Source organism: Phytobacter ursingii, from assembly GCF_001022135.1.
In the GTDB taxonomy this organism is placed as follows: domain Bacteria; phylum Pseudomonadota; class Gammaproteobacteria; order Enterobacterales; family Enterobacteriaceae; genus Phytobacter; species Phytobacter ursingii.
The window spans coordinates 5,288,921-5,302,173 of the sequence record NZ_CP011602.1 but is presented as its reverse complement, the minus strand read 5'-3'; the positions used below and the strand labels follow the sequence as shown (position 1 = coordinate 5,302,173).

The window sequence follows — 13,253 nt, the reverse complement described above, 5'->3', positions numbered from 1 at the left end:
TGGAGATTACTTGATAATGGCCGACATTGAAATTAGACAGCAGTCGCCTACGGCGTTTTATATTAAAGTACACGACACCGATAATGTCGCTATCATCGTTAATGACAATGGATTAAAAGCGGGTACCCGTTTTCCGGATGGTCTCGAATTAATCGAACATATCCCGCAAGGCCATAAAGTTGCGCTGGTAGATATTCCTCATCACGGGGAAATCATCCGTTACGGTGAAGTTATCGGTTATGCGGTGCGTGATATTGCGCGCGGCAGCTGGATTGACGAATCCACCGTTGAATTACCGAAAGCACCGCCATTGAACACACTGCCGCTGGCGACGAAAGTACCAGAACCGCTGCCGCCGCTGGAAGGTTACACCTTTGAAGGCTATCGCAATGCCGATGGCAGCGTCGGCACCAAGAATCTTCTCGGCATCACGACCAGCGTGCATTGTGTGGCGGGGGTCGTCGACTATGTGGTGAAAATTATTGAACGCGACCTACTGCCGAAATATTCGAATGTGGATGGCGTGGTCGGTCTGAACCACCTGTACGGCTGTGGCGTGGCGATTAACGCACCGGCAGCCGTGGTGCCTATCCGTACCATCCATAACATTTCGCTGAACCCGAACTTTGGCGGTGAAGTGATGGTGATCGGTCTGGGCTGTGAAAAACTGCAGCCTGAGCGTCTGCTGCAGGGTACCGAAGATGTGAAAGCCATTCCGGTAGACAGTGCGAGTATCGTCCGTCTGCAGGACGAGCACCATGTTGGCTTCCGCTCAATGGTCGACGACATTCTGCAAGTGGCTGAACGTCACCTGACAAAACTGAACCAACGTAAACGTGAAACCTGCCCGGCGTCTGAGCTGGTTGTTGGCACCCAGTGTGGTGGTAGCGATGCGTTCTCCGGTGTGACCGCGAACCCGGCGGTCGGCTATGCATCTGACCTGTTTGTACGCTGTGGCGCGACCGTCATGTTCTCCGAAGTGACCGAAGTGCGAGATGCTATCCATCTGCTGACACCGCGTGCAGAAACCGAAGAAGTGGGCAAACGCCTGCTTGAAGAGATGGCCTGGTACGATAACTACCTGGACATGGGTAAAACTGACCGCAGCGCCAACCCGTCGCCGGGTAACAAAAAAGGCGGTCTGGCGAACGTGGTAGAAAAAGCCCTCGGCTCTATCGCTAAATCCGGTAAAAGCGCCATTGTTGAAGTGCTTTCTCCGGGCCAGCGTCCGACCAAACGTGGTCTGATTTACGCAGCCACCCCAGCCAGTGACTTCGTCTGCGGTACGCAACAGGTGGCTTCCGGTATCACCGTTCAGGTCTTCACCACCGGTCGAGGTACACCGTACGGTCTGATGGCCGTGCCGGTTATCAAGATGGCAACCCGTACCGAGCTGGCAAACCGTTGGTTCGACCTGATGGATATCAACGCAGGGACTATCGCAACGGGCGACGAGACTATCGAGGAGGTGGGCTGGAAGCTGTTCCACTTTATCCTTGATGTCGCCAGCGGCCGTAAGAAAACCTTCTCGGATCAATGGGGTCTGCACAACCAACTGGCTGTGTTCAACCCGGCTCCGGTGACGTGATTCATCATTATAAAAATCTCATCGTATTATTAGCATGGCTTCGGCCATGCTTTTTTTTATTCCTGAATCAGTAATACCTCTATCCCTAACTTCCGTAACCCGCTCAGGCTTTCTGGTGGGATATTTTCATCAGTGATAACGGTATCAATACGTTGGGTATCGATGATTTTATGCAAACTGGAGCGGTTAAATTTGCTTGAGTCAGTGACCACAACGATTCGTTCAGCCACTTCGCACATACGTCGATTTAATCGCGCCTCATCTTCGTTATGGGTACTCACTCCCCGTTCAAGATCGATGGCATCGACGCCAAGAAAGAGCATATCAAAATGGTAATTCTGCAAAGACTGTTCAGCGCGATCCCCATAGAAGGAGAGTGACTGGCGACGCAGATGCCCCCCCGTTAAGAGTAACTCCACGCCTTGCGCTTCAAGCAACGCATTAGCCACGTTCATTCCGTTTGTCATCACAATAACGTCGGTATGCTGTCGCAGTAATCGCGCAATCTCAAAGGTAGTCGTGCCGGAGTCGAGGATGATGCGATGTCCAGGCTTAATCAGTGCCACGGCAGACTGCGCAATGCTACGCTTGAGGGAAATGTTGAGCGTACTTTTGTCTTCCAGCGTCGGTTCCGCGACGGGTGGAGCATTGCCATCGCAGATCAGCGCTCCACCATAAGCACGAACCGCAATGCCCTGTTTTTCTAAGAAAGCGAGATCATTACGGATAGTGACCGTAGAGACGCCAAACTGCTCTGAAAGATCGTTAACCTGCACACTTCCCTGCTCACGCAATTGCTGAATAATTTGCTCACGTCTGCCGCTGGTGCCGCCCGTGCGCTTTCCCGCTAAAGAATCTGTACTCATCATCAGAAATTCCTGTGAAAACCTTTCGTTTCATTTCGATTCACTTATTAACTCTTTTCTCTAAATAGAATGCAAGGGCTGGATCTTGCTGTTGCGACATCTTCCGTTTTATTTGTTTCGATCTATTTCTTTTGTGAGGCAGATCGTGCTTTACAGATCTTTCATTTTCCTTTAAACAAAAAACAAAACACAGTAAAAGAAACTAAATGAAAGATTAAAAGTGTAATACATCATTATGGAGAAGAAAGTGAAAAATATTCTTGAGATTGTAAGGGCGCATAAGCAAGGCAGTATGGAAGGTATATATTCGGTGTGCTCTGCACACCCCATGGTGCTGGAAGCCGCCTTACGTTATGCCCTTGCTCATCACCATCTTCTGCTGATTGAAGCGACCTCCAATCAGGTTGATCAATTCGGCGGCTATACGGGAATGACGCCGAAGGATTTTCGCCACTTCGTACTCCAGATGGCTTCCCGACTGAATTTTCCCCATAACCAGCTCATTCTGGGTGGCGATCATCTTGGCCCCAATCGCTGGCAAGATCAGCCCGCCGCAGAAGCGATGGACAATGCCTGCGAACTGATTACCCATTATGTTGCCGCAGGGTTTAAAAAAATCCACCTCGATTGCAGCATGCCTTGTGCCGGAGATCCTGTGCCATTGAGCGACGACATTGTCTCGTCACGAGCGGCAAGACTGGCGCAGGTGGCAGAAGAGACCTGCCAGAAGACCTTTGGGGTGCGTGATTTAATGTATGTGATTGGCACCGAAGTTCCTGTACCGGGCGGCGCGCACGAAACCCTCATGGAACTTGCTGTGACATCACCACATGCGGCACAACAGACATTGCATGCGCACATTCATGCTTTTGAAAAACAGGGGATCGGCGATATATGGCCGCGAGTTATCGCACTTGTCGTTCAGCCAGGCGTGGAGTTCGATCATACGCATGTCATTGACTATGTTCCCGAAAAAGCGAAGGCGTTGAGTAAAATGGTCGAGGGAATTGATTCGCTGGTTTTTGAAGCGCACTCGACGGATTACCAGACACCGCAAGCATTACAGCAACTTGTGCGCGATCATTTCGCCATTTTGAAGGTAGGTCCGGCCTTAACCTTTGCCATGCGGGAAGCATTGTTCGCCCTTGCGGCAATTGAAGAGGAACTTCTACCCGCCCATAAACGCTCCGGGCTGCGCAACGTAATGGAAAATGTCATGCTCGACAGACCTGACTTCTGGCAAAGCCATTACCAGGGAAACCATCAATCCCGTCACCTGGCGCGCAGCTTTAGCTATTCCGATCGAGTACGTTACTACTGGCCGGATAAAGAGGTCGACTGTGCAATGGAACACCTGTTAAAAAACCTGGCGGCCATACCGCTTCCATTACCACTGATTAGCCAGTATTTACCTCTGCAATACAATCGCCTGCGTGAAGGCGCCATTGCTGCAACGCCTCATGCGCTGGTTATCGACCATATTCAGGATATTCTGCGTCAGTATCACGCCGCCTGTCGGGGCATCGCAGAGTGACATTACCAACCCATCACACGCAATGATTATCAAAAAGGGAGAACACGTAATGCTGGGCATCGTATTAACCGGGCATGGAGGCTTTGCTACAGGCCTTGAAAAAGCAATGAAACAGATCCTCGGCGAGCAGGAACACATGGTCGCTGTCGATTTTCCAGAGGATTCAACCACGGCGTTATTAACCACACAACTGGAAGCGGCGCTGGCGACGCTCCGTGAATGCGAAAGCATCGTCTTTTTAACAGATTTATTAGGCGGTACGCCATTTCGCGTGGCTTCAACACTGGCCCTACAGCAGACGGGTTGGGAGGTCATTACTGGCACCAATTTGCAATTATTACTGGAAATGATGATGGAGCGTGATGATCTTGATAGCGAAACCTTTCGCCTGAGAGCGCTGGAGTGTGGTCATCGAGGCTTAACCAGCCTGGCAGACGAATTGTCGCGAAGCCCTGCCACCGTAGAGAGCGATGAGGGCATTTAGTGTATTAATGGCGTATCCTGGCGGTCATCCATTCACAGGCCGCCTCATCCTGTTTTTCCTCCCGGCTGTCTGACGCATAATCTTTCGTTTTATTTCGAAAACTGACATGGAAACGCGTAAGTTTGTTGCTTATCGTTACGTTACCTTTTTGTTTATTGTGTCACAATTTTCGATTTATTAATTTATCTTAGTTGATCTTTCGATTTCTTATCAGTAGATTTCAAGAAAAGGAAAATCCCTTAAAGAGAAACAAAACGAAAGAAGAACACTCTCCTTTCGTTCACCCAGACTGACTAAGGATAAAGAAATGATCGACGCGAGGCCGTCCCCTATGACCGGGACCAAAACCTGGACAGAACAAGAAATTCGTCAGCAGCCCAACAGTTGGCGCCGTTCGCTGGCGTTCATTAACGAACAAAGAGACAAGATTGATGCTTTTCTCGCTACGATCCTCGCGGAAAAGAACGTGAAAATTATCCTGACTGGCGCAGGAACATCGGCTTTTATTGGCGACATTATTTCGCCATGGCTCTCGCGCCAGACCGGGGAAAACATTGTCGCCATTCCCACCACCGATCTGGTGACGAATCCAATGGATTATTTACAGCCTGAACAGACGACGCTATTGATCTCTTTTGCCCGCTCAGGCAACAGCCCAGAAAGCGTCGCGGCCGTAGCGCTTGTCGATCAGTACGTAAAAAAATGCTTTCACCTGGTGATTACCTGTAACGAAGAGGGCAGTCTGTACCAAAACGCCATCGCCAGTAAGAACGCCTATGCGCTCTTGATGCCCGCAGAAACGCATGATCGTGGTTTCGCGATGACCAGCAGTATCACTACGATGATGGTCAGTTGCCTGGCAGTCTTCGCCCCGAAGATTATCAATAGCACCACGTTTGGCGATGTTGCCGATCGCTGTCAGCAAATTATTGATGGTCAACCTGATTTTACGAAACCTGTATTTGGCGATCTCCCTGTGCGCCGCATCGTCTATCTTGGCAGCGGCGGGTTACAAAGCGTAGCGCGCGAATCCGCATTAAAAGTGCTGGAACTGACAGCCGGTAAACTGGTGGCCTTTTATGACTCGTCAACTGGTTTCCGCCACGGCCCGAAATCGCTTATCGACAACGAAACGCTGGTTGTTGTATTCGTCTCAAGCCACCCCTACACACGTCAATATGACATGGACTTGATTGCCGAATTGCGTCGTGACAAACAGGCAATGCGTGTCGTTGCCATTTCCGCGACGAATGAACCCGCGCCAGACGGCGACTTGCATATCACACTCCCGCCAGCCCGGAAGTTTATCGACATTGAGCAAGTCTTCTGTTTCCTGATGTATGCGCAAATGTTCGCACTTAGCGAATCCATCAAGGCAGGTATAACGCCGGACAGCCCATCGCTAAGCGGTACGGTTAACCGCGTGGTACAGGGCGTCTACATTCATCCATGGCAACCGGAGGAAGCATAAGATGGGCATCATTTCGACGAAATATTTGCTGCAGGATGCTCAGGCAAAAGGTTATGCGGTACCGGCCTTTAACATCCATAACGCGGAAACCATCCAGGCGATCCTGGAGGTCTGTCGGGAGATGTGTTCTCCGGTGATTTTGGCGGGCACGCCGGGCACCTTTAAACATATCTCTTTTGAGGAGATTTTCGCCTTATGTCAGGCCTATTCCACGAGCTATAACATGCCGCTGGCGCTACATCTTGATCATCATGAATCACTGGAAGATATCCGTCATAAAGTACATGCAGGTGTGCGAAGCGCCATGATTGACGGTAGTCATTTTCCATTTAATGAAAATGTGGCGCTGGTGCAATCGGTAGTCGATTTTTGCCATCGCCATGACTGCAGCGTGGAGGCAGAGCTGGGGCGCCTGGGCGGTGTAGAAGATGATATTAATGTCGATGCGGAAAGCGCATTCCTTACCTCGCCACAGGAAGCTCGCCGTTTCGTTGAGCTGACGGATGTTGATAGTCTGGCTGTCGCTATCGGCACCGCACATGGTCTGTATGCCAAAACGCCGAAAATAGATTTTCAGCGTCTGGAAGAAATACGTCAGGTGGTCGATGTTCCCCTGGTCTTACATGGTGCCAGCGATGTGCCTGATGAATATGTACGCCGAGCCATTTCATTAGGAGTTTGTAAAGTCAACGTGGCGACGGAATTAAAAATCGCTTTCGCCAGCGCCATCAGAAAATGGTTCCATGATAATCCTCAGGGTAACGATCCACGTTATTACATGCGTGTGGGAATGAATGCCATGAAAGATGTAGTCAGAAGCAAGATCACCGTTTGTGGCGCAGAGAACCGCATCGTACTTGATAAGGAAATGATATCGTAACGCGTATTTCTGTACCCTCAGAAATATAGCCGGACAACATAGAGTTATGATAATGAAATTATCATCTCAAAATAATGGCAGGCAACAATGAACACTCCAAATATTCTTTTAACACGCATTGATAATCGGCTGGTACACGGACAAGTCGGTGTAACCTGGACATCAACAATTGGTGCAAACCTTGTTGTCGTTGTTGACGACGTGGTGGCTGGCGACGAAATCCAACAAAAATTAATGGGTATCACAGCTGAAACTTATGGTTTTGGCATTCGCTATTTCACTATTGAAAAAACAATTAACGTAATTGCTAAGGCTGCACCGCATCAGAAAATTTTTCTTATCTGCCGCACGCCGGATACCGTCAGAAAACTGCTTGAAGGCGGCGTACCATTAAAAGACGTTAACGTCGGAAATATGCATTTTTCCGAAGGAAAAAAACAGATCAGTAGCAAAGTCTATGTCGACGAAAAAGACATTAGCGATCTCCGATTTATTCGCGACCAGGGGGTCAATGTTTTTATTCAGGACGTGCCCGGAGATAGCAAAGAGGCCATTCCGAATTGATGTGTCTCGTCTCTGACGATCCAATGATCCTTAAGGAGCTTAAAAATGCATGAAATTACGCTTATCCAGGGAATATCGCTTGCCGCATTAGTGTTTTTCCTTGGTATCGATTTTTGGTTAGAAGCCCTTTTTTTATTTCGCCCAATAATCGTCTGTACGTTAACCGGGGCAATTCTCGGCGATATTCATATTGGCTTAATCACAGGCGGTTTAACAGAACTCGCCTTCGCCGGGTTAACGCCTGCAGGCGGGGTTCAGCCCCCCAATCCGATCATGGCTGGCGTCATGACCACCGTCATTGCCTGGTCAACTGGCGTGGACGCAAAAACGGCGATTGGACTTGGCCTGCCGTTTAGTCTGTTGATGCAATATGTAATTTTGTTCTTCTATTCCGCCTTCTCCCTCTTTATGACCAGGGCGGACAAGTGTGCCAGAGAAGCGGATACGGGCGGTTTCGCCAGAATGAATCTGCTTACGACCCTGATCGTCGCCTGCGCCTACGCAATTATTGCTTTTCTGTGTACCTACCTGGCACAGGGCGCGATGCAGTCACTGGTGAAATCCATGCCAGCCTGGCTGACGCATGGCTTCGAAGTCGCCGGGGGTATCCTGCCTGCCGTTGGTTTCGGGTTGTTGCTACGTGTGATGTTTAAGGCGCAATACATTCCTTATCTGATCGCTGGCTTCCTGTTCGTTTGCTACATCCAGGTTAACAATCTCCTGCCAGTGGCCGTGTTGGGCGCGGGTTTCGCGGTGTATGAATTCTTCAATGCGAAAGCAAAAAACCAGAGTCAACCTCAGCCGCAAGTGAACAATAATGACAAAGAGGATTACAGCAATGGCATCTGAAATCAGTAAAAAGGATATTACCCGCTTAGGGTTTCGTTCTTCGGTTTTGCAGGCCAGTTTCAACTATGAAAGGATGCAGGCTGGCGGTTTTACCTGGGCCATGCTGCCGCTGCTAAAAAAAATTTATAAGGACGATAAAGCCGGCCTCAGCGCCGCCATGAAGGACCATCTGGAGTTTATCAACACCCACCCTAACCTTGTCGGTTTCTTGATGGGGTTGCTGATTTCTATGGAGGAAAAAGGCGAGGACCGCAACACGATAAAAGGGCTGAAAGTCGCGCTTTTCGGGCCAATCGCAGGGATCGGCGATGCCATTTTCTGGTTTACCCTGCTGCCGATTATGGCCGGGATTTGCTCCTCGTTTGCAAGCCAGGGGAACCTGCTTGGGCCGATTCTCTTTTTCGCCGTCTATCTCGCCATTTTCTTCCTGCGCGTCGGCTGGACGCATGTCGGTTACTCCGTGGGTGTTAAAGCGATAGACAAGGTGCGGGAAAACTCGCAGATGATTGCGCGCTCCGCCACAATCCTGGGGATCACGGTGATTGGAGGGCTTATCGCCTCCTATGTCCATATCAACGTGGCGACCACATTCGCCATTGACGATACGCACAGCGTGGCGTTGCAAAAAGACTTCTTCGACAAAGTATTCCCAAATATTCTGCCGATGGCCTATACCCTGCTGATGTATTACCTGCTGCGGGTGAAAAAAGCGCATCCGGTGGTATTGATTGGCGTCACCTTCGTGCTGTCTATTCTGGGTTCAGCATTGGGGGTGCTATAAATGGCCGACATGATTTTCAAAGGATGTGAAAATTATCAGGAGCTTAGCGAGTATGCCAGTCAATACCTGTTTGAAGTGATTACGGCGAAGCCCACGGCAACCATCTGCCTGGCGACAGGGGAAACACCGAAACTGGCTTATTCACTCTTTGTCGAGAAGGTGTGCCGTCACAAACTGGATGTCAGCCGCGCCACCTTCGTTAAACTCGATGAATGGCTGGGGATATCGCTGGACGAACCGGGAACCTGCGAGACCTTTTTACGCCAGCATCTTCTGGAACCTTTAAAGATCGCCGACACACAGTACATCGCCTTTGAAACACACAGGGATCCAACAGAGGCAAGCGAACAGGTAGAAAGAAAAATCACTGAGCGAGGCGGGCTGGATGTATGCCTGCTCGGACTGGGGAAAAACGGTCATCTGGGGCTGAATGAACCCGCTGATGAACTCGAACCGTTAACGCACATTGCACAACTTGATGAACGAACCCTTAGTCATCAGATGCTTAAAGAAGCTTCTCATCCCGTAAAACAAGGCGTTACTCTGGGATTAAAAGAAATTCTTTCGGCGAGGGAAATCCTTTTGCTGGTCGCAGGGTCAGGGAAAGCGAAACCATTCATGCAATTGATGAGCAGAAAAATTACCACTCGGCTCCCGGCCTCGTTTTTATGGCTTCATCAGCACGTGACCTGTGCTTACAATGCCGGAGAATATTAATAGAAACAAACAGGGCATCTCGCGATGCCCTGTTTTTTTGAACCAGGCTGAATAATGGCAGCATCATGAACACAATGCGCTTTTGCGGCATTACTCGCCCTGCTGCTCCAGCGCATATTTATAGAGCGCGTTTTTCTTCACACCGTGGATTTCCGCAGCCAACGCAGCGGCTTTTTTCAGGGGGAGTTCAGCCTGCAACAGCGCCAGCGTACGCAGGGCATCGGCGGGTAAGGCATCTTCCTGCGCCTTATGGCCTTCGACGATCAGCACCATCTCGCCCTTGCGGCGGTTTTCGTCCTCTTTCACCCATGCCAGCAATCCCCCTACCGGCGCGCCATAAATCGACTCCCAGGTTTTGGTCAGCTCGCGGGCCAGCACCACGTAACGTGCTTCGCCCAGCACCGCAACGATATCCTCCAGGCTTTCCAGCAGGCGATGCGTTGACTCATAAAAAATCAGCGTACGCGGTTCTGTCTCCAGCGATTTTAAGGTATCGCGACGCCCTTTCGATTTCGCGGGCAGAAACCCCTCGTAACAAAAACGATCGGACGGTAACCCCGCCGCACTTAATGCTGCTATGGCGGCACATGGGCCGGGCAGAGGAACCACCCGGATACCCGCTTCGCGGCAGGTGCGGACAAGGTGGTAGCCAGGGTCGTTAATCAGCGGTGTGCCGGCATCGGAGACCAGTGCGATGTTTTGCCCTTCTTTTAGCTTCGCCACCAGCGTGTCGGCCTTTTGTTGCTCATTATGGTCGTGCAGGGCAAACAGACGGGCATTAATGGCAAAATGAGAAAGCAGCAGCCCGGTGTGGCGCGTGTCCTCGGCAGCGATAAGATCGACATCCTGCAATACGGTGAGCGCACGCTGGGTAATATCACCCAAATTGCCGATGGGCGTAGGGACAATGTAGAGCTGACCCTGATAATTGTCCGCAGATTCGTGTTGTTTCATTGTTCTATCCGTATTGCCGATTTAATATTGAGCATTGCGTAAAAAATATCACTGGATACAGTATGCTACCGTCAACATTTCTACGTTCAAAAGCCATGCGCTGCCTGCCTGTCGTGCTGGCCGCTCTGCTGTTCGCAGGCTGCGGCACACACCCGGTCGATCAAAGCACCGGGCACCTGGAGGGTAAGGCTCAGGCTGATTCGGGTTTTTATCTGCACCAGATGCAGCAAAGCTCAGATGATAGCAAGACCAACTGGCAATTACTCGCCATTCGTGCACTGCTGAAAGAAGGCAGGACCCAGCAGGCCAGTGAATTGTTGGCCCAATTACCTCAAGAGTTGAATGACGAGCAACGCGCTGAGCAAACCTTGCTGAGTGCTGAGCTCAAACTCACGCAACAAGACTACGCCGGTGCGCAGGCACTGCTGAGCAAGGTCGATCTGAAAGGGTTTAGTCAGAATCAGCAGGCGCGTTACTGGCAGGATGTGATCACCGCAAGCCAGAACAAACCGTCGCCGACACTGCTGCGTGCCCTGATTGCACAGCAACCGCTGCTGACTGCCGCGCCGGACAAACAAAAGAATATTGATGCGACCTGGCAGGCGCTCTCTTCCCTGACGCCCGATCAGACCAACGCCATTCAGGTGAGCCAGGACGAAACGGTGCTGCAAGGATGGCTGGATTTACAACGCGTGTGGTCCAATAACCGCAACGATCCGAACATGCTAAAAGCGGGTATTGCCGACTGGCAGAAACGCTTCCCGCAGAATCCTGGCGCGGTTCTGTTACCGAGCCAACTGGCGAATGTACAGAATTTCCGCCCGGCGTCGGTCAATCAAATCGCGCTGTTGCTGCCGTTAAACGGCCAGGCCGCTGTCTTTAGCCGTGCAATCCAGCAGGGTTTTGAAGCAGCGAAAAACGGCACCACGACCGTTTCTGGCCCGGCAGTGCCTGTCCAGGTGGCACAGGCCGCGACGATGGCGACCACAGCAGATGTTGTCAGCCCCGCGCAGACCAATGTTAGCGATCTGACTACGCCACAGTCAGCGCCTGCGGCTGGCACATCACCGGTAACGGCGCCAGCACAGGCACAGGCACAGGCAGACCAGACGCAACAAACGCCGCCTGCGGTGCAACCCTCTCAGCCCTCCGCAGAACAAACCGATCCGGCCGCTCCGGCAGGGCAACCGGTGAATACCCCTGCCGTTGCCAGCACCCCGGCCAATCCGAGCGCGGTGCTGAAAGTGTATGACACCAGCTCACAGCCGCTTGACCAGGTTCTGAGCCAGGTTCAGAAAGATGGCGCGAGCATTGTTGTCGGACCGCTGCTGAAAAATCACGTCGAAGAGCTGATGCGTAGCCAGACGCCTCTGAACGTGCTGGCGTTGAACCAGCCAGAGAAAGTCGAAAATCGTCCTAATATATGTTACTTCGCCCTCTCCCCGGAAGATGAAGCCCGCGATGCGGCACGCCATATTCACCAGCAAGGCCGTCATACGCCACTGCTTCTGCTGCCGCGTAGTTCACTTGGCGACCGCGTCGCCAATGCTTTCGCCCAGGAGTGGCAAAAACTGGGCGGCAGTATTGTGCTGCAGCAAAAATTCGGCTCGACGACAGAATTACGCATGGGCATTAACAGCGGTTCCGGTATTGCGATGACGGGGAGTCCTGTCACGGCAAGCCTGCCGCAGCAGCAGGGCGTGACCATCGGAGGGTTGAATATTCCGGCTCCGCCAACCGAAGCGCAGATCACCGGCGGCGGCAATATTGATGCGGTCTATATCGTCGCGACCCAGGATGAAATCGCCCTGATCAAGCCGATGATCGCTATGCGTACCGGCAGCCAGAGCGGTATCGTGCTGTATGCCAGCTCCCGTAGCGCTCAGGGCGGTTCGGGCCCGGACTTCCGTCTGGAGATGGAAGGCTTGCAGTTCAGCGAAATCCCGATGCTTGCAGGCAGCAATCCGGCGCTGATGCAACAGGCTTTGATGCACACCAATAACGACTATTCACTGGCGCGTCTGTATGCGATGGGCGCAGATGCCTGGACGCTGGCAAACCACTTCTCGCAAATGCGTCAGGTGCCAGGATTTGAAATTAATGGTAACACGGGCGATTTGACCGCCACTCAGGAATGCGTGATTAACAGGAAGTTGTCATGGCTCAAATACCAGCAGGGGCAAATCTTCCCCGCCAGTTGACCCGTAAGCAGACCGGTGATGCCTGGGAGTTACAGGCGCGTCGCTGGCTTGAGCGCAAGGGAATGCGCTTTCTTGCCGCTAATGTGCGCGAGCCCGGCGGTGAGATAGACTTGATTATGCAGGACAAGTCGACAACGGTGTTTGTGGAAGTGCGCTATCGCAAATCGTCATTTTTCGGCGGTGCTGCAGCGAGTGTCACCGCCAGCAAGCAACGTAAATTACTGCATGCCGCTCGTGTGTGGCTGGCCCGGCACAATGGGAGTTTTGATACTGTGGATTGCCGGTTCGATGTGGTAGCCTTCACCGAAAATGAAGTTGAGTGGATACAAAACGCCTTTAACGACCACTCATAATGACTGAATGA

General features: G+C 51.5%; 13 protein-coding genes. 11 read left to right on the top strand and 2 right to left on the bottom strand.

Going from position 1 to position 13,253, the window contains the following annotated elements; translation table 11 throughout:
• Positions 1 to 16 precede the first annotated feature (16 nt).
• On the top strand, positions 17 to 1,588 hold the full coding sequence (gene garD / locus AB182_RS28630; protein WP_047372993.1) for a galactarate dehydratase: 1,572 nt from the start codon (positions 17 to 19) through the stop codon (positions 1,586 to 1,588).
• Between the two features lie 56 nt (positions 1,589 to 1,644).
• Here the strand turns inward: garD and AB182_RS28625 are convergent, their stop codons facing one another.
• A complete protein-coding gene (locus AB182_RS28625) occupies positions 1,645 to 2,457 on the bottom strand; it encodes a DeoR family transcriptional regulator (protein WP_047372992.1) in 813 nt (270 codons plus the stop codon).
• 232 nt (positions 2,458 to 2,689) lie between these two features.
• On the opposite strand from AB182_RS28625, the gene kbaZ reads away from it, so the two are divergent.
• The 8 genes from kbaZ (at position 2,690) to AB182_RS28585 (ending at position 9,734) form a co-directional block, all read left to right on the top strand.
• The gene (kbaZ, locus tag AB182_RS28620; protein ID WP_047372991.1) at positions 2,690 to 3,988 is read left to right on the top strand and encodes a tagatose-bisphosphate aldolase subunit KbaZ; all 1,299 of its coding nucleotides are present in this window, start codon (positions 2,690 to 2,692) and stop codon (positions 3,986 to 3,988) included.
• 49 nt (positions 3,989 to 4,037) lie between these two features.
• Positions 4,038 to 4,472: a PTS galactosamine/N-acetylgalactosamine transporter subunit IIA gene (gene agaF, locus AB182_RS28615; protein ID WP_047372990.1), complete on the top strand. Its 435-nt coding sequence runs from the start codon at positions 4,038 to 4,040 to the stop codon at positions 4,470 to 4,472.
• Between the two features lie 307 nt (positions 4,473 to 4,779).
• The gene (locus AB182_RS28610; protein WP_047372989.1) at positions 4,780 to 5,943 is read left to right on the top strand and encodes an SIS domain-containing protein; all 1,164 of its coding nucleotides are present in this window, start codon (positions 4,780 to 4,782) and stop codon (positions 5,941 to 5,943) included.
• Position 5,944: 1 nt separating this feature from the next.
• Positions 5,945 to 6,823 carry a tagatose-bisphosphate aldolase subunit KbaY gene (gene kbaY / locus AB182_RS28605; protein ID WP_047372988.1) on the top strand — a complete coding sequence of 293 codons (879 nt, stop codon included), beginning with the start codon at positions 5,945 to 5,947 and terminating at the stop codon, positions 6,821 to 6,823.
• Between the two features lie 87 nt (positions 6,824 to 6,910).
• Entirely contained in the window at positions 6,911 to 7,387 is a 477-nt protein-coding gene (gene agaB, locus AB182_RS28600) for a PTS galactosamine transporter subunit IIB (RefSeq protein ID WP_047372987.1), read from the top strand.
• Positions 7,388 to 7,432: 45 nt separating this feature from the next.
• Positions 7,433 to 8,236 (top strand): PTS galactosamine transporter subunit IIC, encoded by an 804-nt coding sequence (agaC, locus tag AB182_RS28595; RefSeq protein ID WP_047372986.1) that lies wholly within the window; start codon positions 7,433 to 7,435, stop codon positions 8,234 to 8,236.
• Positions 8,226 to 9,017, top strand: a complete 792-nt coding sequence (gene agaD, locus AB182_RS28590; RefSeq protein ID WP_047372985.1) for a PTS galactosamine transporter subunit IID — start codon at positions 8,226 to 8,228, stop codon at positions 9,015 to 9,017. The genes agaC and agaD overlap by 11 nt, the downstream gene beginning before the upstream one ends.
• Entirely contained in the window at positions 9,018 to 9,734 is a 717-nt protein-coding gene (locus AB182_RS28585) for a galactosamine-6-phosphate isomerase (protein ID WP_047372984.1), read from the top strand. It begins immediately after the preceding gene.
• 90 nt (positions 9,735 to 9,824) lie between these two features.
• Here the strand turns inward: AB182_RS28585 and rsmI are convergent, their stop codons facing one another.
• On the bottom strand, positions 9,825 to 10,688 hold the full coding sequence (gene rsmI, locus AB182_RS28580) for a 16S rRNA (cytidine(1402)-2'-O)-methyltransferase (protein ID WP_047372983.1): 864 nt from the start codon (positions 10,686 to 10,688) through the stop codon (positions 9,825 to 9,827).
• A gap of 62 nt (positions 10,689 to 10,750) precedes the next feature.
• Here rsmI and AB182_RS28575 point away from each other — a divergent pair, with 62 nt between their 5' ends.
• Together AB182_RS28575 and AB182_RS28570 are read left to right on the top strand one after the other, a co-directional pair.
• The gene (locus AB182_RS28575) at positions 10,751 to 12,889 is read left to right on the top strand and encodes a penicillin-binding protein activator (protein ID WP_047372982.1); all 2,139 of its coding nucleotides are present in this window, start codon (positions 10,751 to 10,753) and stop codon (positions 12,887 to 12,889) included.
• Positions 12,847 to 13,242 carry a YraN family protein gene (locus AB182_RS28570; RefSeq protein WP_047372981.1) on the top strand — a complete coding sequence of 132 codons (396 nt, stop codon included), beginning with the start codon at positions 12,847 to 12,849 and terminating at the stop codon, positions 13,240 to 13,242. The genes AB182_RS28575 and AB182_RS28570 overlap by 43 nt, the downstream gene beginning before the upstream one ends.
• Positions 13,243 to 13,253: the final 11 nt, after the last annotated feature.